Consider the following 21,089-nt stretch of genomic DNA (forward strand, 5'->3'; position numbering starts at 1 on the left):
CAAGGGGGACGAGTTGTGCACAAATGGTTGATAACGAGTCTGTTAATTATGCCTTTGTTTTTAGGCGGAGAACGTGAACCTGGAGACAGCATAGAAGTAGATTGGACAAGCTCTATATTAGAAGTAGATTATCGAGTAGGAGAAGAACAGTTATCAAAAGCGTACTCTACTTTGGCTACGAAAGAAGGTAGCCAAGCGAGAATCCTTATTGAGATTGATACGGCTTCTGCGTATGGTGAAGAATTGCTTTTGTTGGCAGAAGAACTCCACTTGGAACTGGAAGAAATGGAACCCGGTTTAAGTCGAGGGATTATCGCTAAAGCCGATTCATCTCTACAGCAACGTCATGTGAAATTGAATATTGGGGGCGTTGATAACACAAGTGAAGAATTAGAGAACTCGTTGTCATTAGTGAAAGAACTAATCGATCAGCTCGAACAGTAGGCGTTTGTCCGTTTAGCGACAAGCGTTTTTTTGTGCTTGCTCTGTTGACGATTGACATTTCTCTATTCTAGGTACAAACTCAAATGGTAGAAAAAGGAACAAGGAATCTTTAAATGAGGTGAATACTAAAAATGGAACCGAAATGGTTGTTATGGGCGAAACAAATCCAAGGGATTGCACAATCAGGAAGAGCTTTTTCAAAGGATCCGTTCGATCAAGAACGATACAATGAATTACTTGATTTAAGTGCAGACATTCTAGCTACTTATGGAGATGTAGATACAGAGGTGGTTAAGGCGTTATTTGCTAAAGAATCGGGTTATCAGACCCCAAAAGTGGATGTTCGTGGCGTTATCTTTCAACATGGAAAAATCTTGTTAGTGCGTGAAAAAGCAGAACAAAAGTGGTCATTACCTGGAGGTTTTTGTGATGTGGGACTGTCGGCAAAGGAAAATGTCGAGAAAGAGATTTTTGAAGAAGCAGGGTTTCGTACGAAGGCAAGCAAGCTTTTAGCGCTTTATGATATGCAAAAGCATGGACATCCTCCCCAGCCCTTTCACTATTATAAAGTGTTCTTACAATGCGACATTATGAACGGAACTGCTTCAAGAGGTCTTGAAACCGATCAAGTGATGTTTTTTTCTAAGAGCGAGTTGCCTGAACTATCAACGAATCGGAATACAGAAGAACAGATTTTGTCTATGTTTGCTTTTATGAATGAGCCAAATCAACCTCCGTATTTTGATTAAATAATTCGTGACGAAACTGGGAACAGCGTTTACAAAAACGGTGGCGCCTGTCTAAAATAAAATGAAACCTTTTTCATAGAAACAAAGTAAAGAAAGTAGATTAATTTGACATGGAGTGTGAAAAAATGAAAAAAACGGTCAATGTGACACCCTCGCATTTCATAGAGAACTTACAACTGAAAGACTATCGTTCTATTTATCAGCAATTAAGTGCGGATTACCAAGCAGAACTAAGCTATGAAGCGCTTGAAGCTATTTGCGAAGAGGTTATGGAGAATAATCCCACGTTCGAATTGGTTTCTAAGATGACTTTACAGGAGTTTGTGGAACACCAATGGTTGGCGAGAGAAGAACGACTTGGCATTCGCGCTTGGTTTACAGAAGATGGACGTATTCATCTCCTTCATTTTATGCCCGTAAACATGAATGCTAACAGCGACAATGTTGTTACAGCGAACACCTATCAATTTCCTTTTAAAGGAGAATGGCTGACATTTTGGGGTGGACAAAATGAAATCGTCAATTACCATTACCCAATTGAATCACAGCGTTATGCGTATGATTTTGTCGTTAACCGTAATGGCTTTACATTCGATGGTTCACCTGATCAAAATGAAAACTATTATGCGTTTGGCAAAGAAGTATTTGCACCTTATAAAGGAACGGTTGCAACCGTTGTATCGAATCAAAAGGATGTGACGCCGGGGACGATGACAAACGAAACAGAACCGTTTGGAAACTATGTGATTCTAGCCCATGAGCAGGATGAATACAGCCTCATTTGTCATTTAAAAGAAAATAGCATAACCGTAAGAGAAGGAGATGTAGTAGAGCAAGGGGCTTTACTTGGACAATGTGGCAATTCTGGTCATACTTCTGAACCTCATATCCATTTTCATGTGATGAATGGTCTTGACCCGTATCGTGCGGCATCTATTCGAATAAAAAGCGAAAAGGAACCTGTAAGAGGTACGTTCGTTTGCGTGTAGGATGAGGAGTCCTTTCTTTTAAAAAACTGAAAGTTAAAATGATTCTATCCAATGGAAATAGAAGGAGCGATGGACATGATACCATTTAAAAAGCCAGACGTACGTGCATTTCTAAAAACGTATTCCATTAAAACATTTGCGGTTAGTCCTGATACGAAAACCATTGTCTTTCAAGCTGATTTCACAGGAGCGCCAGAACTATGGGCGCTGGAAATAGAGAAAGGGTTTCCATACCAATTGACAACGATTGGTCAAAGTGTGTACGATCTACGCTTTAGTAAGGACGGTAGCTACATCCTTGCCAGTTTTGATTATGACGGTGATGAAAAACCACAAATCTATGCACTGCCTTTAAAAGGTGGGGAACTTACGCCAGTCCGAACCCTTCCAGGCACACATTTTTTTGTTCATGCCCAGTCCGAAGATGGAAAACGATTGTATTACACATCTGATGAGTCGAACAAAACGTATTTTGATATTTGTGCGTACGACATTGAAACAGAACAAGAGCGTACGTTGTTAAAAGGAGACGATGCAAGACTTTATCTATCGGCTTTGAGTGAAGATGAACAGGTATTTACATACGCTAAATTTTACAGCAATACATCGATTGTTGGGTACTTATGGAAAAATGGAGAAAGTGAGCCATTGATTCCTGGTGCTGATAATGAGCATGTGACAGGGGATAGTACGTTAGGAAAAGATGGAACCGTTTATTTCTCAACGAATGCAGGAGAAGAGTTTAGCTATCTTGCTCGGTACAACCGAAAGTCAAAGACATTCGAAAAAGTGTTCCAACTCGATCAAGAATCGATAAAAAGCGTACTTCTATCAAAGGATGAATCTAGCTTATACGTCGTGGCTTCAGCGGGTGTACAAGATAAATGTTATTCTTTTGACATTGAAACAGGTACCTCTAATGAGGTTTCATTGCCCGTCACTATTGTGGAAAAGCTGACAATGACAAATTCAGGAGAACTCATTGTGCTCGGTTCAACACCGACTAAACCGAAAAATATCTATCGATACATGCAAAGCGAATGGATGCAGCTAACAGATGTACGGATTATGGGCTTAGAGGAAGAGCAATTAAGTGAGCCTGAAGTCATTCGCTATCCCTCATACGATGGTTTAGAAATTGAAGCGCTTCTATATCAACCACACAAAGAAAATAAGAATGGCTATACGGTGTTGCTTCCACACGGAGGGCCTCAATGGGCAGACGTATTAAGCTATGATGCACAGGCTCAAATTCTTGCTTATGAAGGCTACCAAGTATTCTCGCCAAACTATCGAGGATCGACTCGTTATGGAGCGAGCTTTACGAAGCTAGTAGAGGGGGACTGGGGAGAGGGTCCACGTCTTGATATCCTTGAGGGATTAGATTATTTAGAATCAAAGGACCAACTACAATCAGACAAGGTTATCGTCTTAGGTGGGAGTTACGGTGGATACATGACTTTATTGCTTCATGGACGCCATCCAGAACGGTTTAAAGCAGCAGTGGATATTTGTGGGGTTTCCAATTTATTTAGCTTTATTGAAACGGTACCTGAATCGTGGAAACCAATCATGGATCGTTGGGTTGGTCATCCAGAGCGAGATAAGGACCGTTTGGTAAAAGATTCACCTATTACCTATCTGGAGAAAATGACAAAACCTATGCTCGTTGTGCAAGGTGCAAACGATCCTAGAGTAGTGAAGGAAGAATCAGATCAAATTGTAGAGGCACTTCAAAAACAAGGTACCGAAATTGAATACTTGGTATTTGATGATGAAGGGCATGGATTTACGAAAATAGAAAATCGCATTTCCCTCTATGAGACGGTAATTCGGTTTTTAAAGGAACATCTTCACGTATGAAGAGCTGGAAGCAACCAGCTCTTCTTTTAACGACAACGGGGCTTTCTTCTATTGGTGACTTTATTTATTTAATTGTTATGAACATCCTTGTGTTTCAATTAACCGGTTCAGCAGTGGCGGTTGCTGGATTCTGGATTATATCCCCTCTTGTAAACATAGTAACGAAATTTTGGACAGGTAGCTTTATTGATTATAGGAGCAAACGACAGATTATGATGGCAACGTACATCATTCGGGCAGTTGGCATAGCGTTTATTCCTTTTGCACCAACTATGTTTGCTATCTATGCCATCCTAGTAGGGTTAAGTGTCGGTCAATCGTTCTTTTTTCCTGCTTCAATAACCTATACGACGATGCTTGTTCCAGTGGAAAAACGAAAGCGCTTTAATGCGATACGCTCATTTGTATCGTCAAGTGCGTTTATTATTGGACCAGCAATTGGCGGGGCACTTATTCTTTTATTTTCTACTTCTGTAACACTGTGGATAAATGCGTGTTTGTTTTTACTTGCAACCGTTCTGTTAGCCTGTTTACCAGAAGAGAGGAAGGGAGACATACACACGAAGCCACCCCGATTAACGTTAGCGTTAATTAAGTCAGATGTAATGGTAGTGTTTTCGTTTGTGAAAAAACAATCCTATATAATGGGAATGTATATCGCCTTTCAAGTGACGTTTTTGTTTAGTTTTCCGATGGATGTTCAAGAAGTCGTGTTTATTCAAAATGCCGTTGGGTTGTCTGAACTGGATTATAGCTTGCTTGTTAGTATAACAGGCATTGGCGCATGCGGATCGGCTGTCTTGCTGTCTGTATTTGCAAACCGGTTCTCGCTACGATGGATGATCGCAAGTGGCATGGTCTTTACGACACTGGGGTATGTCATCTATGCCGTATCGTGGTCGTTTACTTCCATCGCTATAGGTTTTGTCATTTTAGGGTTTTTTAATGTCATTGTAAATGCAGGAATGACAACCTTTTATCAAAATCATGTTCCTGTCACGATGATGGGGCGAGTCACAAGTATGATTCAACTTGGACAAAGTATCGGTCAAATTTTTCTCGTAATCGTAACGGGGATAACCATTGATATTCTTTCACTTCGTACAACGATTGTTGTGCTCTCTTTATCAATGGCATTTGTTGCGATAGGTTTTGCTATTCAAGTTCTTCGAAAGAAGCATCAACGCTATTTTGTTGAACAGGAAGCGGAATAGTTGGACAACCTCAAAAGGGGTTGCTGTTTGCGTTTAACCAGAATAAAAAAAGGGGAGAAGGTGTAGAAACGAGCGAAGGAGGTCGTGTTTTATGACTACAATAAAAAAGCAAGATGCCAAAGCATATGTTGACCAGGTTATTGATCAAGTGAAAGAAAAAAATCAGAGTCAGCCTGAATTTTATCAAGCGGTGCAAGAAGTAGCGAAGTCTCTTATTCCATTGTTCGAGCAATCACCTCACTATATGGATTATGCCATTTTAGAACGAATGGTGGAACCAGACAGACTGATATCATTTCGGGTGGCGTGGACGGATGACGATGGAAAGATTCACGTAAACCGTGGCTATCGCGTTCAGTTCAACAATGCGATCGGTCCCTATAAGGGCGGTCTACGCTTTGATCCATCCGTAAATGAAAGTGTTGTGAAGTTTCTTGGATTCGATCAAATTTTTAAAAATGCGTTAACCGATCAAGCAATTGGTGGTGGAAAAGGTGGGGCAGACTTTGATCCAAAAGGGAAATCTGATATGGAAATTATGCGCTTCACACAGAGTTTTATGAACGAGTTGTCCAAGTATATTGGACCAAACGTGGATGTTCCTGCTGGAGATATTGGGGTGGGAGGACGTGAGATTGATTATATGGTCGGTCAATACAAGCGACTACGTGGTGCCTTTGAAAAAGGAGCTTTCACAGGTAAAGGAATAGAGGTAGGCGGGAGTTTAATGCGTACCGAATCTACAGGATATGGTGCGGTTTACTTTGCTGAAGAGATGCTGAAAGATGAACAGGACAAGCTAGAAGGAAAGCGCATCATCGTCTCTGGGGCTGGTAAAGTCTCTTTATATGCAATGGAAAAGGCAGTTGACTTAGGGGCAGTTGTTGTAGCTTGCAGTGATTCAAGCGGGTATATTTATAAGGAAGAAGGATTAGATGTTAAAACGATTAAGCAAGTAAAAGAGCAAGAGCGCAAGCCCATTTCGGCTTATCTTGATCATGATCAAGATGCAACCTATAACGAGGAAGACCGTATGTGGAACCTGTCCTGTGACCTTGCTTTTCCTTGTGCCACTCAAAATGAATTAGATGAAGACGATGCAAAAGCTCTTGTTCAGAATGGCGTCATAGCTGTGATAGAGGGTGCGAATATGCCTTGTACAGAAAAAGCCATTACGTATTTTCAGAAACACACGATTAAATTCGGTCCTGGTAAAGCAGCGAATGCTGGTGGCGTGGCGGTTTCCGCTTTAGAAATGGCGCAAAACAGTTCAAGAGTTTATTGGTCTTTCGAAGAGATTGATAACATGTTACAAGAGATTATGGCAAGTATTTATGAGAAAAGTGCTACTGCTGCAAAGGAATTTGACTTAGAAGGAGATTTCATAGCTGGTGCAAATATTGCCGCATTTAGAAAAGTCGCTGATGTGATGGTCGCCCAAGGAATTATCTAATTTTATCGGAAGCAGGAGATTAATGATACCCATCATCATTAATCTTTTTTAATGTGACATGAACTGTCATCATTTTCGGATAGACTAAACGTATCGAACAAAAGGAGTTGGTAGAAAGTGACTAAACGGAAGGTAATTTTGTTTATTGCGACAAGTTTGGATGGGTATATAGCGACAAAAGAAGAGAAGCTAGATTGGTTATTTGCAGTAGAAGGAGAAGGTGATAATGGTTTTTCGAATTTTTACCAAACTGTAGACACTGTTGTGATGGGGCGTAAAACGTTTGATTGGATAAAGAACGAGATGGACGAATACCCTTATCAAGATAAAGAAAGCTATGTATTTACTCGTTCGAAAACTCTCGCGCATTCGCATGCTCAGTTTACAAACGAGAAAGTCAAAACGTTTTTAACGACATTGAAGCAACAAGAAGGGGAGGCCATTTGGCTAGTAGGGGGAGGCGATCTGCTTAAGACTTGCTTAGAAGAAAAATTAGTGGATGAAATCATTGTCACTGTTGCGCCAAAAATGATTGGAGAAGGGATAGCGTTGTTTCAAGAAGGGGACTATCATGTGAATTTGAACTTGTTAGGAGTGCAGACCTTTAATCAATTTGTTGAATTGCATTATAAAGTAGAGAAAGAAGCGTAAAACGTAGTGAAGAAGACTTGAACGTGTATTGTCTTCTTCTTTTTGTTTCTAACTAACTCATTTAAGTACACTTTTTAGCTACCAAAAAGGAAAAGGAAAAGGATAAATTGACAGCGTTTTCATTAAGTGTTATCTTCATTAATATAACGAATATTCGTTTTCCGTTTTATAAGTGTTAGTTAATAACGACGCTAGGGGGATGAGAAACAAATGTATACGCCTCACATGGAAGCCGCTAGCGAAAAGAATGACAAAAATGGCAAACAGGTGCTCTCGTAAGGACTGTAAGAGCAGTCTTTGAGAACGTCCCTTTTTACCGTGACAAATTCATACACATGGGCATTCAACCTCGAGACATTCAAACCATCTCAGACGTAACGAAACGACCATTCACAACTAAGCAAGATTTACGACATCATTACCCATTAGGCTTACTAGCTGTTCCAAGAGAGAAAATGGCACGTATTCATGCTTCATCAGGCACAAGTGGAAAACCGACCATTGTAGCGTATACACAAAACGATCTAAACCACTGGGCTGTAATGACTGCTAGAGCAATTGTCGCAGCAGGTGGGAGGAAAACTGATTTTATACATAACGCTTATGGTTTATTTACCGGAGGATTAGGCTTACACGGAGGGATTGAAGCCCTAGGTGCTTCTGCAATTCCGGCTTCAGGAGGTCATACAGCACGGCAGATTTTATTGTTAAAAGGTTTAAAGCCAGACGGAATTTGTGCCACGCCGTCCTACATGATTAACTTGGTCGAGAACATGAAGAATTTAGGAATTGATCCAGCCTCAATTGGTTTAAAATACGGAATATTCGGTGCTGAGCCTTCCCTTCTGAAATGGAACGTGTGCTCATTGAATTAGAAAACCTTACCCCTCATTATCAAATTCACCGATTGTATGTTGGCGCATTAGAAACAGTCCAAATTCACGTAGAGGTGTCTGTTTCTTTTTATCAACAAGTGAACCATAATATGCTCATGCTCATGCAAAGGCGTTAAAGCTCGAACTTGAAAAAAAGCTGAAATCAGCCTGTCTCATTTCAATTGAAGTTGTATTGGAAGTGCCGAATGCTATACCAAGGTCAGAAGGAAAAGCAATTCGTGTAATTGACCACCGAAAGAATAAAAAGGAAGGCATTATAAAATAGTACCTTTCAAAATGGGAAGGCAAACCGAATGTTCAAGCAAATAATGTGAACAAAAAGGGTGATGAACATGTATGTTTTATCCAATGACATGACAGATGAGAATAAAATGGTTCGATTTATGCAGCGTATAGAGGCAGGTGAGAAGATTGAAGCGAGTGATTGGATGCCTGAAGAATACCGCTTAACCTTAATTAAACTGATTTCCATGCACGGGATAAGTGAAGTTATGGGGGCGCTGCCGGAGAAAGAATGGGTACCTCGTGCACCTTCTTTACAGAGGAAGCTTGGGATTATGGCGAAAGTTCAAGACGAGATGGGTCATGGCCAATTGTTAATACGTGTCGTCGAAGATTTGATGAAGCCATATGGACGAAACCGAGCTGATTTAATGCATGATTTGTTCACCGGTAAGCTTAAGTTCCACAATGTTTTTCATATGAAAACAAAAACATGGGCAGACGCTGGCATGATTGGTTGGCTCGTAGATGGGGCAGCAATTATCACACAAACAAATATGCTAGGTGCATCTTATGGTCCTTATGCTCGCGCGTTGAAGCGGATTTGCGCTGAAGAGGTCTTTCATGCTCAACATGGAGAAGCGATTATTTTGGCTTTGGCAGAAGGAACAAAGGAACAGCGTCACATGATTCAAGAAGCTTTAAATCGCTGGTGGGAGCCGTTACTTATGTTCTTTGGGCCAGCTAGTAAAGAAACAACAGGGTCCTCTAAACAAGATGTCACCATCAAATATAAAATTCGTACCGATACAAATGAGCAGTTACGGCAACGTTTTTTAACAAAGTATATTCCTCGAGTACGGGCGCTAGGTCTTACGATACCAGACTCTACACTTGCATTCCATGAAGATAAAAACGGCTGGGTTTATAAACAACCTGACTGGAATGAATTTAAGAAAATTACACGGAATGAAGGCCCGTCTTCACAAGAACGATTGAATTTACGACGAGTATCATACGACAATCATGCATGGGTTAGACGTGCACTAGCCCAATAGGGGGTCCATTTCATGAGTGACGAAAAAGGGTTTTACAAGGAGTTTGAAGTGTTTAGCAAACGAAGCGAAACGTCCCCTTTTACCCATCAGTTCAGCCTGACTGCGCCAACAAAAGAATTGGCACTCGTGATGGCGCAGGAGAACTTTATGAGAAGAGAGCCTGTTTCAGATATTTGGATTATTGAAAGAATGCATATTTACGGGCTCTCAGAAGAAGAAAAAGCCAGCCTTCAACGACTGGATAACAAAGATTATCGGAACACAAAGGGCTACGGCTATTTAAAAAAGAAATGGCATCAATATGAGCAACAGGTTTTGGATGAAAAAGAAATACTGTCTTGGCAAGGAGGAAAAAAGGAATGAGCGAGCATGAACTCAGTGATGTGGAAAGAGAAGCACTAACGGAGCTCCTTCTTCAGCTAGGTGACGATGATTTTATTTACGCATTTAGAGGAGCGGAGTGGTTAGGGCTTGCACCTCATATTGAAGAAGATGTCGCATCTGCTTCCATTAGTCAGAACAGTATGGGTCACGCAGTTATGTTTTACGAATTAGCAGGAACATTAGGGCTTTCGGAAGCAAATGTTCTAGCACACGGCAGAGAGGCAAATGAAAGAAAAAACAGTATATTGCTGGAACGGGTAAATGGAGAAGGCTCTTATATGGGTACACCGACATTCGACTGGGCGTACACCGTCGTCCGTAATTACTTTTATACTCTTGCTAAAAAATTGAAAATGGATGCCCTTCAACTAAGTACGTACGGTCCTCTTGTTGATGTTGCGAAAAAAGTGAACATGGAGCTTCACTATCACCTGCTGCATTGGCGCACATGGTTCATTCAGCTTTCGCAATCAACAGATGAAGCAAAAACGAGAATGACACTGGCGATAAAGAAGGTAATGCAAGATTTCGGTGATCTTATTCACTACGGTGACTGGACTGTTGAAATCGAAAAGAAAGGATACAGTGCTTCTGCAAAACAGTTGGAACAGATATGGTTATCAATGATGAATCCAATCGTAACCTCTCTTGGTTTTGACGAGACGATTCTAGAGTATGAATTGAAACAAAACGGTCGGAATGGGCAGCATACGGAAGATTTACATCTTGCTATAGCCACATTTTCAGAAGTGTATCAAACGGATCCAGTTGCCACTTGGTAACAGTCAAAGGAGGAGGGGCTAGATGACAGCGATAATCGAAAAGAACACGGTACTCGAACAGCTGCAAAGAGTAAAAGATCCAGAGATTGATACCGTCAGTATTATCGATTTAGGCATGGTCGAACGAATCGACATATCCGTCACAACGATTGAGATTGAAGTGTTACCAACTTTCTTAGGTTGCCCGGCATTGCCTATTATACAAAAGGAGATTGAGCTCGCCCTCCTATCATTACCTGGTATCTTGTCGGTTATGGTTCGATTTGTTCACACCCCACCGTGGACGTCTGATCGGATTACGCAAAAAGGGCATGAAGGGTTGAGGGCATTTGGAATTGCCCCACCACCACTGTTTCTTGAAGCTGATGGTACATGGCATATTGATTGCCCTTATTGCATGTCCACCTATGTCACAATCGAAAATTTATTTGGGCCGACAGCTTGTCGAAGTATCGTCTATTGTAAATCATGTAAAAACCCGTTTGAAGCGATGAAGCCAGTATCAACATTGTAAGAACATGTTGTAAACATAAAGGAGAGAGATAAAGATGGCAAAATTAGTAGCATTATACAAGCAACCTGAAGATAAACGAGCATTTGATGATCACTATTTTAATGTGCATGCCCCTTTAACAGAAAAGATTCCTGGTTTAACAGAAATGAAGGTCACTACATTTACGGGTACCCCGATGGGAAAAGAGTCTCCTTATTATCTAATGTGCGAGATGACTTACAACAGTATGGATGATTTAAAAAAAGGAATGGGCTCTGATGAAGGGAAGGCATCTGGAAAAGATTTAATGTCTTTTGCTGGAAACCTTGTCACATTAATGATTAGTGAGGAACAATAATGTTGCCGTCTTTTACCTATATTCGCCATGAAGTAAAGGACGGAATTGGTTGGATTGAATTACATCGTCCAGAGCGATTAAATGCCCTTAATCGAGAGATGGTAAAAGAGATTGTTATGGCTATGGAAGCTTTTGACCACGATGATACCGTTCGGGTCGTTCTTCTGACCGGGAAAGGAAAAGCATTTTGTGCTGGAGCGGATATTGAAGAAATGGCAGACCAAACCCCAATGAAAATGGAGGTAGCGAATCAGTTTGCTGATTGGGATCGATTGGGATTGGTCAAAAAGCCAATTGTATGTGCGGTGCAAGGGCTCGTGCTAGGTGGTGGCTTTGAATTGGTTTTAAGTTGTGATTTAGTCATTGCAGAAGAACAGACAATGTTTTCCTTTCCAGAAGTTCAGCTTGGAGTTATGCCAGGAGCTGGAGGAACGCAGCGGCTCACTAAGCTTGTTGGGAAGACGAAAGCGTTAGAATGGTTATTAACAGGAGATCGAATAACGGCGCAGGAGGCACTACAACATCGCGTGATAAACAAGGTTGTTCAATCAGAACAGCTTGAAGAAGAAGCTTTTCGCTTCGCTCATACGATTGCAAAGCAGCCGGTTCTTTCCCTTCGCCTAATTAAAGAAGCGGTAGAAGTTGCTCAACACGCGTCTATCTATGAGGGGATGCAGTTTGAACGTAAGAATTTCTACTTATTGTTTGATTCATATGACCAAGAAGAAGGGATGAGCGCTTTTTTAGAAGAGCGAAAGCCTATCTTTAAAGGAAACTAGCCTATGTTACGGAGGAAGGAGCGTCGAACTAGTGGAATCCATTGCCGTTATAGGAGCTGGCATAATGGGTCGTGGCATTGCATATGTAGCCGCAAAGGCAGGTTTTGACACGAACCTTGTTGATACGAACGCAGCTAGCCTCTATCAAGCAGAAACTGCCATAAGAGAACTTATCCAAAAGGGGATTGCACGTGGCAAAATAATGGAGCACGAACAAAAGCAACTTCAACATAGGTTCACATTTACAACATCAGTCGAAGAGGCGGTAACATCTGTAGACTTAGTAATAGAAGCCGTACCTGAGAAAAGAGAGCTGAAGAAACAAGTCTTTGAACAACTAGAACGTTATGCTCCAAAAGCTTGTTTATTTGCATCCAATACATCAACAATAAGTCCAACGGAAATGGGGTCTTATGGAAATCGACCAGAAAAAACAATTGCGATGCATTTTTTTAACCCAGTTCACCAAATGAAGCTTGTTGAAATTGTTCGTGGCTTAGAAACAAGTGATGATACAGTAGCTCGTATAAAAGCGATAGCGGAAAAATTAGGCAAGGAGACTGTTATCATGAATGAGTTTCCGGGCTTTGTTACAAGTCGAATGAGTGCGCTTATCGGTAATGAGGCATTTTGTATGCTGCAAGAAGGACTGGGTACACCTGAAGAAATTGATAAAGCAATAAAGCTTGGTTTAAATTTTCCGATGGGACCATTTGAATTAGGTGACCTTGTTGGGCTTGATACGCGTTTAAATAACTTACGCTATTTACATGAGAAACTAGGAGAGAAATACCGGCCGGCACCACTACTAGAACAGTATGTGCAGGCGGGGAGGCTTGGACGAAAAACAGGAAAGGGTGTCTATAATTATACGGTGACGACATGAAAGAAGTAGTCATTGTTGATGCTGTGCGCACACCGATTGGACGTTATAAAGGATCGTTAAAAAATGTCCGTCCAGATGACTTAGGAGCTATTGTGATAAAAGCACTCATTGAACGAAATTCTTCTCTTGACCCAAGTACAATTGAAGAAGTGGTTATGGGTAACGCGAATGGCGCTGGTGAGGATAATCGGAATGTAGCCAGAATGTCTACTCTTCTGGCTGGACTGCCAGAAGAAGTGGCTGGAACAACGATTAATCGCCTTTGCGGGTCTGGTTTGGACGCCATTTTGTATGCAGCTAGGTGTATTGCTATCGGTGATGGAGATGTCTTTATTGCAGGAGGAACCGAAAGCATGACTAGGGCACCGTATGTCATGGCAAAACCGGAAGTTGACTTTCCGAGAGGACCAATGGAATTGCTTGATACTACCATCGGCTGGCGGTTTACAAACCGTTTATTGGATGAAACTTATGGCACCGATTCAATGCCAAAAACAGCTGAAACTGTTGCAGAGCGCTATAAGATTTCCCGGGAAAGACAAGATGAATTTGCTTTGATGAGTCAGGAGCGAGCTCAAAGAGCACTAACTAGCAATCGATTCGCCGATGAACAGATTCCTGTTTGTTCTAAAAATCATAAAGGACAGCTGATTACAGTGAAAGAAGATGAACATCCGCGTGCCCGTACAACCATTCAAACATTACAGCAATTAAAGCCACTCTTTCCAAATGGAACTGTAACAGCTGGAAATGCTTCAGGCATCAATGATGGGGCAAGTGCGGTTTTACTAATGTCTGCGGAAAAGGCAAGAGCTTTAAAACTTACGCCTATCGCTCGTTACCGTAGTGGTGGTGTTGCTGGGGTAGAGCCAGCCGTAATGGGTATTGGCCCCATTACAGCAACAAAAAAAGCGCTTGTTCGTGCTGGTTTGAAGATGGAAGATATCGGATTAACTGAATTAAATGAGGCGTTTGCTGCTCAAACACTAGCCTGCATCAATGAATTACAACTAGACCCTAATAAAGTGAACGTAAACGGTGGAGCGATTGCACTTGGACATCCACTTGGTGCAAGCGGTGCTAGATTGGTGACGACATTGGTACATGAAATGAAACGTTCAAATGTCCAGTATGGTCTCGCCACCATGTGCGTCGGAGTTGGTCAAGGGATCGCTGCCGTATTTGAACGAATGGAGGGATAGCAGGAGAAAAGATTCACTTTTCTAACGTTTCCATAAGCGATACAATAGGAAAAAGAATCGGTTTTAAAACGGTTAGAAAGAGTGAAGTGCATGGGTGCAAATACACAATCAATGATTTTTACAGTCTTTGGTGATTACATACGCCACTATGGAAGTAAAGTGTGGATTGGTAGTTTAATTCAGTTGTTGAAGGAATTTGGCCATAATGAACAGGCCGTTCGTGTGGCGGTTTCCCGCATGGTGAAACAAGGATGGCTTCTCTCAGAAAGACGAGGTGCGAAAAGTTACTATTCATTAACTTCGAGAGGCATCGATCGAATGGATGAAGCAGGTCATCGTATATTTAAATTTGAAGATCACACATGGGATGGAAAATGGCGTATGTTGCTCTATAAAATTCCAGAGGAACAACGCCAATTACGTGATGAGCTACGAAAAGAACTCTTATGGAGTGGCTTTGGCAGTTTTTCAGCGTCGTGCTGGATCTCGCCAAATCCATTAGAAGAGCGTGTCCAAACGATGATCGACAAATATGATATTCGTGAGTATGTTGATTTCTTTGAAGCCGTTTATAAGAGTGAAGAAAACGAGAATTTAGTAGCAAAGAGCTGGCCGCTTTCTGAGATTGAAGAGAAGTATCAAACGTTTATTGAACAGTACTTACCCTCTTATCTTGAGCACCGACAAGCGATGCAAGAACAAAGGCTGACAGATGCAGATTGCTTCGTCGTGCGCACGAATCTCGTGCATGAATACCGAAAATTTTTATTTATTGACCCAGGCCTTCCACGGGAACTATTGCCAGCTAGTTGGAGTGGAAGAGAAGCGAAACAATTATTTGGGCAATACTACCGCTTACTAGCGAAACCTGCAAGTCGTTTCTTTGAGTCCATCTTTGAAGTAGACAATGATTTAACTTCTAAAGAATCAAGCTATGATGCAAGTAGTCATCCATTCATTGCTAAAGAGTAGGAGGCTGTCAATGATTACAGAACGGTTGAACATTCAGTATCCCATTATTCAAGGGGGAATGGGGAATAGTAGTGACCCCATTCTCGCCGCTTCAATATCTGAGGCAGGTGGTTTAGGTACAATTGGTTGTGGAACAGACAGCGCCGATACCGTTCGTGAAAAAATTAAGGAAACAAAGCGACGAACCGCAATGCCCTTTTCTTTAAATATTCCACTCTCAATGAATGAAGAAAAAGAGCAATTGTTGGCATTAGCAATAGATGAAAGAATTCCGATCGTGTCATTATCAGCTGGTAACCCTAAAGCGTATATCCCTGTCTTAAAACGTCACGGCATTATCGTACTCTGTGTTGTTGCCTCTTTAAAACAAGCTATAAAAGCAGAGGCAGCAGGCGCAGATATTCTCGTTGTAGAGGGATTTGAGGCAGCAGGAATTAATGCTTCGACAGAAATGACAACGCTTACATTAGTTCCTTTGATTTGCGAACGTGTAGGTATTCCTGTTGTGGCGGCAGGAGGCATTGCAGATGGTCGAGGCTTAGCAGCTGTCGTCATGCTCGGAGCTGCAGGTATACAAATGGGCACTCGTTTTATTGCAACAAAAGAGGCACCTTATAGCACTAAATATAAAGAAAAGCTTTTACTGGCTGCCGATGATGCGACGGTTATCGTTGGACGCTCTCATGGTCAGGTAAGGCGAATTTTAAAAGGCTCGTACGCAGAACGACTATTACAGAATGAATCAAGGCTCAGCTTACATCATTATAAACAATGGACTTCTGAAGAGATCCATCGAATTGGTGCAATGGAGGGTGATGACGATAGAGGCTTTATGAACGGGGGCCAAATTGCAGGGATTATTAATGATCTACCGAGTGTTCAAGACTTGCTCCATCAAGTAATGAAAGAAGCACAAGAGACAATGAGAGTGAAACAGTCATGGTTTGACGCATTTAGCGTTAATTAAAAAGGTAGAAGTGCGCCGATTTGTGGAATGGAATGCTTGTTGCTCTTTTTACAGCCATAATGGTAGGCTTAATGACAAGAGAAAAGTTTTTAATAACTCTTGTTAGATAAGAAGGGAGCTTAACTATGGAAAAACAACAATGGTCCTCAAAATACGGCTTTATCTTAGCCGCTGCAGGATCAGCAATTGGGTTAGGAGCGATTTGGAAATTTCCGTACGTTGCAGGAAGTAATGGGGGAGGCGCTTTTTTCCTCATTTTTATCTTGTTTACATTACTCGTGGGGTTACCGTTACTCATTGGTGAATTTGTCATCGGACGTAGTACACAAAAGAATGCCGTTGATTCATACAAAACGATAGCACCAGGAACTGCGTGGCATCGTCTAGGAAACCTTGGTATGATTACAGCGTTTTTATTGCTGTCCTTCTATAGTGTAGTAGGTGGCTGGATTGTCATTTATATATGGAAAGTAATAACTGGTGAGTTAGCAGGGTTAGACGGCGAAGCATACGGCGCCATTTTAAATCAAACCATAGCAGACCCATTTCTTGTAATTGTCGGTCATTTGTTCTTTATGCTATTCGTCATTATTGTTGTAGCGAAAGGTGTTCAAGCTGGAATTGAAAAAGCAAGTGTGATTATGATGCCGGCATTATTTATTTTATTCCTTGTAATAGTCGTTCGCTCCGTGACGTTAGACGGTGCAATGGAAGGAATTGAGTTCCTACTTATTCCTGATTTTAGTCAATTAACGAGTGATGGTGTGTTATTCGCAATGGGGCAGTCATTCTTTGCCTTAAGCCTAGGGATTTCAGTAATGGTCACGTATAGCTCCTACTTATCGAAAGAAGAGAATTTAATACAGTCCGCCAGTGCAATTGTTATTATGAACTTTATCGTTGCACTTCTTGCAGGGTTAGCCATTTTTCCAGCTGTATTTTCTTTCGGTCTAAGTCCTGATGAAGGTCCAGCACTAATCTTTGCCGTCTTGCCAACTGTATTTAGCCAGATGCCTTTTGGAATGGGCTTTCTCCTTATTTTTCTTATCTTGTTTTTATTCGCTGCCCTTACTTCTGCATTCTCCATGCTTGAAATTATCGTGGCAGCACAAACAAGAGGTGATGTAAATAAGCGTAAAAAGTCTGCTTGGATCATTGGTCTTGCGATCTTTATTGTTGGCATACCATCTGCTTTATCGTATGGCATCTGGTCTGAATTCACGATCTTCGGCCAAATCTTTTTTGATGCGGTAGATTTTCTAGTGAGCAACATTCTATTACCAGTAGGAGCATTATTAATTGCGATCTTTATTCCGTTACGTATGAAAAAAGAAGTACTCTATGCAGAGTTTAGCGCTGGGAATGGAGCCGGTCGTAGATTATTTGCTGCGTGGCTACTGTTTATTCGAATCGTTGTACCATTTGCGATTGTGCTAGTGTTTCTACATGCTTTAGGCATTTTTGATTGGTTAATTGACGTAATGAAAGGATGAATCATGATGGAATTAACTAGAGATCAAGCACGAATGCAATGGGATATCTTTCATGAAATGTCTGAACACGAACAGGTTGTTTTTTGCAACGATAAGGAAAGTGGATTAAAAGCAATTATTGCCATTCATGATACAACTCTCGGCCCCGCCCTAGGCGGGTGCCGAATGTATCCTTATCGAACGACTGAAGAAGCATTAGAAGATGTGCTGCGTTTATCTAGAGGTATGACGAAGAAATGTGCAGCTGCCGATGTAGATTTTGGTGGTGGGAAAGCAGTAATCATCGGCGACCCTGCTAGTGATAAATCACCAGAATTATTTCGAGCGTTTGGGCAATTTGTTGAATCCCTAAATGGTCGATTTTACACGGGGACAGACATGGGAACAACAATGGAGGATTTTGTTCATGCGATGAAAGAAACCCGCTGTATCGTTGGTGTGCCTGAAGAATTTGGTGGGAGCGGTGATTCTTCCGTACCGACAGCAGAAGGCGTAATGAATAGTTTAAAGGCGGTTAATCATGTGTTAGTTGGGCATCAAGATTTAACAGGTAAAACGTATGCTATACAAGGGTTAGGGAAAGTAGGCTATAAAGTCGCAATCGCATTATTGCGAGCAGGTGCTAATTTGTACGTCTCAAATTTACAGCCGGAAGCGTGTTTAGACATACAAGCGGTTGGCAAGACCCTCGGACAACGTGTTGATATTGTCACTGGTGATGCCATCTTTGATGTCAAAGCGGATGTGTTCGTTCCATGCGCACGAGGAGGTATTATTAATGATCAAACCATTCCTCGATTTAATGTTCTTGCAATTGCCGGTTCTGCCAATAATCAGTTAATGGATGTACGACATGCAGATATGCTCAATCAAAGAGGTATTCTTTATGCACCTGATTATATTGTTAACGGTGGTGGTCTTATTCAAGTGGCTGATGAATTGTATGGTAGTAATAAGAAACGAGTTCAAGTCAAAACACATGCCATTTTTCATACATTGGTTGATTTGTTAACGACGGCAAAAGAAAAGCAACTATCGTCAGAAACAGCAGCTGAACAATTCATTAAACAAAGAATCGTGTGCCGATCAAAGCGAAATCATTTCTTTACAGGACATTTACGTCCAAAGTGGGCTATTCGTCAAGAGAAAGGGATGTTTTAAATGAATCGATTTCCACTCGTCCAGTCAGTTGATCAAGATGGAAAATGGGTAAGTCAAGAAGAGAAGATAGAGGGTACTTTAATAAAGTCGTTTTACCGTCATATGCTACGGGTTCGGACCTTCGATAAAAAGGCAGTCACCTTACAGCGGCAAGGAAGATTAGGCACCTATGCTTTATTTGAAGGACAGGAAGCGGCTCAAGTTGGAAGCGCTCTCGCCTTAAAAGATCACGATTGGCTATTTCCAACGTACCGTGATCATGGAGCGACCTTGACGTTTGGCGCCGATATGGTTCGAACATTTTTATACTGGAATGGACGAACAGAAGGCTGTGTTCCTCCTGAAGGGAAACGAATTTTTCCACCTGCAGTTCCAATTGCAACGCAAATTCCTCATGCCGTTGGCGCAGGGATGACAGAAAAACGAAAAGGATCTCAGGCTATTTCAATTGCGTATTTTGGAGACGGTGCCACATCAGAAGGCGATTTTCATGAAGGGCTTAATTTTGGAAGCGTTTTCAAAACACCAACACTCTTCTTTTGCCAAAATAATGGGTATGCAATTTCAGTTCCAATTGAAAAGCAAATGAACTCAGAGACTATTGCCCAGAAAGCTGATGCTTATGGGATACCTGGTGTACGTGTTGATGGAAATGATTGCGTCGCTGTTTATCAGACAGTTAAAAAAGCGGCAGAGCGAGCTAGAGCAGGGGAAGGACCAACGTTAATTGAAGCGTTGACGTGGCGGTATGGAGCCCATACAACGGCAGATGACCCAAGTAAATACCGGGATCAATCGATAAGTGATGAGCGAAGAGTAACAACAGACCCCTTAACAAGGCTTGCACTTTATATGAAACGAGAGCGCATTTGGGATGAACAATGGGCTAGTCATATCGAGAAAGAGCTGAAAGAAGAAATTAATGACGCAGTTGATAAGATGGAGGCGTTCGCAAAACCCGATATCAATAATGTATTTGACCATGTGTTTGCAACTCCAGTTTGGCCCATTACAGAACAGAAGGAACGCTATTTAAAGCATGTAAAAGGGGTGAGCAGTTGATGGAAGCGACGAAAGCGCAACAGACACGGTCGATGACGATGGTGCAGGCGGTGAATGATGCATTAAGAGTTGCTCTTGAACAGGACGAAACGGTTCTGTTACTTGGAGAAGACATCGGCCGCAATGGAGGTGTTTTCCGTGCAACAGATGGGTTACAAGCACAATTTGGTGAGGAGCGCGTCATTGATACGCCTCTAAGTGAAGCAGGGATTGTAGGGACGGCTGTTGGTCTAGCTGTATCAGGATCAAAACCAATCGTGGAAATACAGTTTATGGGGTTTGTCTATCCGGCTTATGAGCAAATCATGACACATGTATCCCGAATTCGCATGCGTTCTCTCAGTCATTACACTGTACCAATGGTCATTCGTGCTCCTTATGGCGCCGGTATTCGTGCTCCCGAGATCCATTCGGATTCAATGGAAGCATTGTTCACTCATATGCCAGGAATAAAAGTCGTCTGTCCATCAACACCAACAGAAGCAAAAGGATTGTTGCTTGCAGCTTTAAGAGACCCAGATCCAGTTTTAATGATGGAACCTCTTCGATTATATCGAGGTGAAAAAGAAGACGTGGCTTTGAATCATTATGAAACCGACATTGGAAAAGCAACTAAACTTAGTGAAGGGAAGGATGTCACGTTACTTGCATGGGGAGCCATGGTTGCTGTAGTGAAAAAAGCAGCTGCAGCAGTTGCTGAAGAAGGGATAGCCTGTGATGTCATTGATCTACGCACACTCTTCCCGCTAGACAAGGACACGATTGCAGAGTCGGTTCAGAAAACAGGCCGTGCAGTTGTTGTTCATGAGGCTCACGCAACAGGAGGGTTAGGGAATGACCTTGTAAGTGTAATAAACGATACCTCCTTTCTGTCAATGCGCTCTCCTATAGAGCGAGTTACAGGATTTGACGTACCTGTTCCTATTGGGTCTTTAGAGGATCATTATATTCCGAGCGTTTCGAGGGTAGTGGAAGCCATTCATAAAACGGTTCAGTTTTAAGAAAGGAGAT

24 protein-coding genes are annotated in these 21,089 nt (G+C 41.8%); all 24 read left to right on the forward strand.

Features of this window, described 5'->3' with window-relative positions; genetic code table 11:
• The first annotated feature begins 15 nt into the window (after positions 1-15).
• The 24 genes from PQ477_RS12490 to PQ477_RS12605 all read left to right on the forward strand — a co-directional run bounded on the left by PQ477_RS12490 (position 16) and on the right by PQ477_RS12605 (position 21,079).
• Positions 16-444 carry a stage II sporulation protein P gene (locus tag PQ477_RS12490; RefSeq protein WP_060704848.1) on the forward strand — a complete coding sequence of 143 codons (429 nt, stop codon included), beginning with the start codon at positions 16-18 and terminating at the stop codon, positions 442-444.
• 131 nt (positions 445-575) lie between these two features.
• A complete protein-coding gene (locus tag PQ477_RS12495; RefSeq protein ID WP_060704847.1) occupies positions 576-1,193 on the forward strand; it encodes an NUDIX hydrolase in 618 nt (205 codons plus the stop codon).
• 125 nt (positions 1,194-1,318) lie between these two features.
• Positions 1,319-2,182 (forward strand): M23 family metallopeptidase, encoded by an 864-nt coding sequence (locus PQ477_RS12500; protein WP_274272046.1) that lies wholly within the window; start codon positions 1,319-1,321, stop codon positions 2,180-2,182.
• A 75-nt stretch (positions 2,183-2,257) separates the two neighbouring features.
• Positions 2,258-4,045 (forward strand): S9 family peptidase, encoded by a 1,788-nt coding sequence (locus tag PQ477_RS12505; RefSeq protein WP_060704845.1) that lies wholly within the window; start codon positions 2,258-2,260, stop codon positions 4,043-4,045.
• Complete coding sequence (locus PQ477_RS12510; protein WP_274272047.1) at positions 4,042-5,259, forward strand: MFS transporter; 1,218 nt, start codon at positions 4,042-4,044, stop codon at positions 5,257-5,259. Before PQ477_RS12505 ends, PQ477_RS12510 begins: the two co-directional genes overlap by 4 nt.
• A 91-nt stretch (positions 5,260-5,350) precedes the next feature.
• Positions 5,351-6,712 carry an NADP-specific glutamate dehydrogenase gene (gene gdhA, locus PQ477_RS12515; RefSeq protein WP_144558323.1) on the forward strand — a complete coding sequence of 454 codons (1,362 nt, stop codon included), beginning with the start codon at positions 5,351-5,353 and terminating at the stop codon, positions 6,710-6,712.
• A gap of 117 nt (positions 6,713-6,829) precedes the next feature.
• Positions 6,830-7,363, forward strand: coding sequence for a dihydrofolate reductase family protein (locus PQ477_RS12520; protein WP_060704844.1), 534 nt, complete (start codon positions 6,830-6,832; stop codon positions 7,361-7,363).
• A gap of 335 nt (positions 7,364-7,698) precedes the next feature.
• The gene (locus tag PQ477_RS12525; RefSeq protein ID WP_060704843.1) at positions 7,699-8,238 is read left to right on the forward strand and encodes a phenylacetate--CoA ligase family protein; all 540 of its coding nucleotides are present in this window, start codon (positions 7,699-7,701) and stop codon (positions 8,236-8,238) included.
• Positions 8,214-8,375 (forward strand): acyl-CoA synthetase family protein, encoded by a 162-nt coding sequence (locus tag PQ477_RS12530; protein ID WP_274272049.1) that lies wholly within the window; start codon positions 8,214-8,216, stop codon positions 8,373-8,375. The genes PQ477_RS12525 and PQ477_RS12530 overlap by 25 nt, the downstream gene beginning before the upstream one ends.
• A gap of 44 nt (positions 8,376-8,419) precedes the next feature.
• Positions 8,420-8,524, forward strand: a complete 105-nt coding sequence (locus PQ477_RS12535; protein WP_274273574.1) for an acyl-CoA synthetase family protein — start codon at positions 8,420-8,422, stop codon at positions 8,522-8,524.
• A gap of 61 nt (positions 8,525-8,585) precedes the next feature.
• Positions 8,586-9,539, forward strand: coding sequence for a 1,2-phenylacetyl-CoA epoxidase subunit PaaA (paaA, locus tag PQ477_RS12540; RefSeq protein ID WP_432813877.1), 954 nt, complete (start codon positions 8,586-8,588; stop codon positions 9,537-9,539).
• Between the two features lie 12 nt (positions 9,540-9,551).
• Positions 9,552-9,902 carry a 1,2-phenylacetyl-CoA epoxidase subunit PaaB gene (gene paaB, locus PQ477_RS12545; protein WP_144558325.1) on the forward strand — a complete coding sequence of 117 codons (351 nt, stop codon included), beginning with the start codon at positions 9,552-9,554 and terminating at the stop codon, positions 9,900-9,902.
• Positions 9,899-10,705: a 1,2-phenylacetyl-CoA epoxidase subunit PaaC gene (gene paaC, locus PQ477_RS12550; protein ID WP_060704996.1), complete on the forward strand. Its 807-nt coding sequence runs from the start codon at positions 9,899-9,901 to the stop codon at positions 10,703-10,705. Before paaB ends, paaC begins: the two co-directional genes overlap by 4 nt.
• 22 nt (positions 10,706-10,727) lie before the next feature.
• Positions 10,728-11,219: a 1,2-phenylacetyl-CoA epoxidase subunit PaaD gene (gene paaD, locus PQ477_RS12555; protein ID WP_274272053.1), complete on the forward strand. Its 492-nt coding sequence runs from the start codon at positions 10,728-10,730 to the stop codon at positions 11,217-11,219.
• 34 nt (positions 11,220-11,253) lie between these two features.
• The gene (locus PQ477_RS12560) at positions 11,254-11,556 is read left to right on the forward strand and encodes an EthD family reductase (RefSeq protein ID WP_035393030.1); all 303 of its coding nucleotides are present in this window, start codon (positions 11,254-11,256) and stop codon (positions 11,554-11,556) included.
• 2 nt (positions 11,557-11,558) lie between these two features.
• Positions 11,559-12,335, forward strand: a complete 777-nt coding sequence (locus PQ477_RS12565) for an enoyl-CoA hydratase/isomerase family protein (RefSeq protein ID WP_432813902.1) — start codon at positions 11,559-11,561, stop codon at positions 12,333-12,335.
• Between the two features lie 31 nt (positions 12,336-12,366).
• Positions 12,367-13,221, forward strand: coding sequence for a 3-hydroxyacyl-CoA dehydrogenase (locus PQ477_RS12570; RefSeq protein WP_274272056.1), 855 nt, complete (start codon positions 12,367-12,369; stop codon positions 13,219-13,221).
• Positions 13,218-14,423: an acetyl-CoA C-acyltransferase gene (locus PQ477_RS12575; protein WP_144558329.1), complete on the forward strand. Its 1,206-nt coding sequence runs from the start codon at positions 13,218-13,220 to the stop codon at positions 14,421-14,423. Before PQ477_RS12570 ends, PQ477_RS12575 begins: the two co-directional genes overlap by 4 nt.
• A 90-nt stretch (positions 14,424-14,513) precedes the next feature.
• Positions 14,514-15,395, forward strand: a complete 882-nt coding sequence (gene paaX / locus PQ477_RS12580; RefSeq protein WP_144558330.1) for a phenylacetic acid degradation operon negative regulatory protein PaaX — start codon at positions 14,514-14,516, stop codon at positions 15,393-15,395.
• Positions 15,396-15,405: 10 nt separating this feature from the next.
• Entirely contained in the window at positions 15,406-16,362 is a 957-nt protein-coding gene (locus tag PQ477_RS12585; RefSeq protein ID WP_148297215.1) for an NAD(P)H-dependent flavin oxidoreductase, read from the forward strand.
• 125 nt (positions 16,363-16,487) lie between these two features.
• Positions 16,488-17,855, forward strand: coding sequence for a sodium-dependent transporter (locus PQ477_RS12590; protein ID WP_060704842.1), 1,368 nt, complete (start codon positions 16,488-16,490; stop codon positions 17,853-17,855).
• Between the two features lie 6 nt (positions 17,856-17,861).
• Complete coding sequence (locus PQ477_RS12595) at positions 17,862-19,016, forward strand: Leu/Phe/Val dehydrogenase (protein ID WP_144560416.1); 1,155 nt, start codon at positions 17,862-17,864, stop codon at positions 19,014-19,016.
• Positions 19,017-20,078 carry a pyruvate dehydrogenase (acetyl-transferring) E1 component subunit alpha gene (gene pdhA, locus PQ477_RS12600; RefSeq protein ID WP_274272059.1) on the forward strand — a complete coding sequence of 354 codons (1,062 nt, stop codon included), beginning with the start codon at positions 19,017-19,019 and terminating at the stop codon, positions 20,076-20,078.
• Positions 20,078-21,079 carry an alpha-ketoacid dehydrogenase subunit beta gene (locus tag PQ477_RS12605; RefSeq protein ID WP_035393026.1) on the forward strand — a complete coding sequence of 334 codons (1,002 nt, stop codon included), beginning with the start codon at positions 20,078-20,080 and terminating at the stop codon, positions 21,077-21,079. Before pdhA ends, PQ477_RS12605 begins: the two co-directional genes overlap by 1 nt.
• Positions 21,080-21,089: the final 10 nt, after the last annotated feature.

This window comes from Shouchella hunanensis (assembly GCF_028735875.1).
GTDB classification, from domain to species: domain Bacteria; phylum Bacillota; class Bacilli; order Bacillales; family Bacillaceae_D; genus Shouchella; species Shouchella hunanensis.

What these genes read in the sequence shown, in the direction of transcription:
- PQ477_RS12495 (WP_060704847.1), top strand. Translation starts at nt 576, where the DNA reads ATGGAACCGAAATGGTTGTTATGGGCGAAACAAATCCAAGGGATTGCA.
- PQ477_RS12500 (WP_274272046.1), top strand. Translation starts at nt 1,319, where the DNA reads ATGAAAAAAACGGTCAATGTGACACCCTCGCATTTCATAGAGAACTTA.
- PQ477_RS12505 (WP_060704845.1), top strand. Translation starts at nt 2,258, where the DNA reads ATGATACCATTTAAAAAGCCAGACGTACGTGCATTTCTAAAAACGTAT.
- PQ477_RS12510 (WP_274272047.1), top strand. Translation starts at nt 4,042, where the DNA reads ATGAAGAGCTGGAAGCAACCAGCTCTTCTTTTAACGACAACGGGGCTT.
- gdhA (WP_144558323.1), top strand. Translation starts at nt 5,351, where the DNA reads ATGACTACAATAAAAAAGCAAGATGCCAAAGCATATGTTGACCAGGTT.
- PQ477_RS12525 (WP_060704843.1), top strand. Translation starts at nt 7,699, where the DNA reads ATGGGCATTCAACCTCGAGACATTCAAACCATCTCAGACGTAACGAAA.
- PQ477_RS12530 (WP_274272049.1), top strand. Translation starts at nt 8,214, where the DNA reads ATGGAACGTGTGCTCATTGAATTAGAAAACCTTACCCCTCATTATCAA.
- paaA (WP_432813877.1), top strand. Translation starts at nt 8,586, where the DNA reads ATGAACATGTATGTTTTATCCAATGACATGACAGATGAGAATAAAATG.
- paaB (WP_144558325.1), top strand. Translation starts at nt 9,552, where the DNA reads ATGAGTGACGAAAAAGGGTTTTACAAGGAGTTTGAAGTGTTTAGCAAA.
- paaC (WP_060704996.1), top strand. Translation starts at nt 9,899, where the DNA reads ATGAGCGAGCATGAACTCAGTGATGTGGAAAGAGAAGCACTAACGGAG.
- paaD (WP_274272053.1), top strand. Translation starts at nt 10,728, where the DNA reads ATGACAGCGATAATCGAAAAGAACACGGTACTCGAACAGCTGCAAAGA.
- PQ477_RS12560 (WP_035393030.1), top strand. Translation starts at nt 11,254, where the DNA reads ATGGCAAAATTAGTAGCATTATACAAGCAACCTGAAGATAAACGAGCA.
- PQ477_RS12575 (WP_144558329.1), top strand. Translation starts at nt 13,218, where the DNA reads ATGAAAGAAGTAGTCATTGTTGATGCTGTGCGCACACCGATTGGACGT.
- paaX (WP_144558330.1), top strand. Translation starts at nt 14,514, where the DNA reads ATGGGTGCAAATACACAATCAATGATTTTTACAGTCTTTGGTGATTAC.
- PQ477_RS12585 (WP_148297215.1), top strand. Translation starts at nt 15,406, where the DNA reads ATGATTACAGAACGGTTGAACATTCAGTATCCCATTATTCAAGGGGGA.
- PQ477_RS12590 (WP_060704842.1), top strand. Translation starts at nt 16,488, where the DNA reads ATGGAAAAACAACAATGGTCCTCAAAATACGGCTTTATCTTAGCCGCT.
- PQ477_RS12595 (WP_144560416.1), top strand. Translation starts at nt 17,862, where the DNA reads ATGGAATTAACTAGAGATCAAGCACGAATGCAATGGGATATCTTTCAT.
- pdhA (WP_274272059.1), top strand. Translation starts at nt 19,017, where the DNA reads ATGAATCGATTTCCACTCGTCCAGTCAGTTGATCAAGATGGAAAATGG.
- PQ477_RS12605 (WP_035393026.1), top strand. Translation starts at nt 20,078, where the DNA reads ATGGAAGCGACGAAAGCGCAACAGACACGGTCGATGACGATGGTGCAG.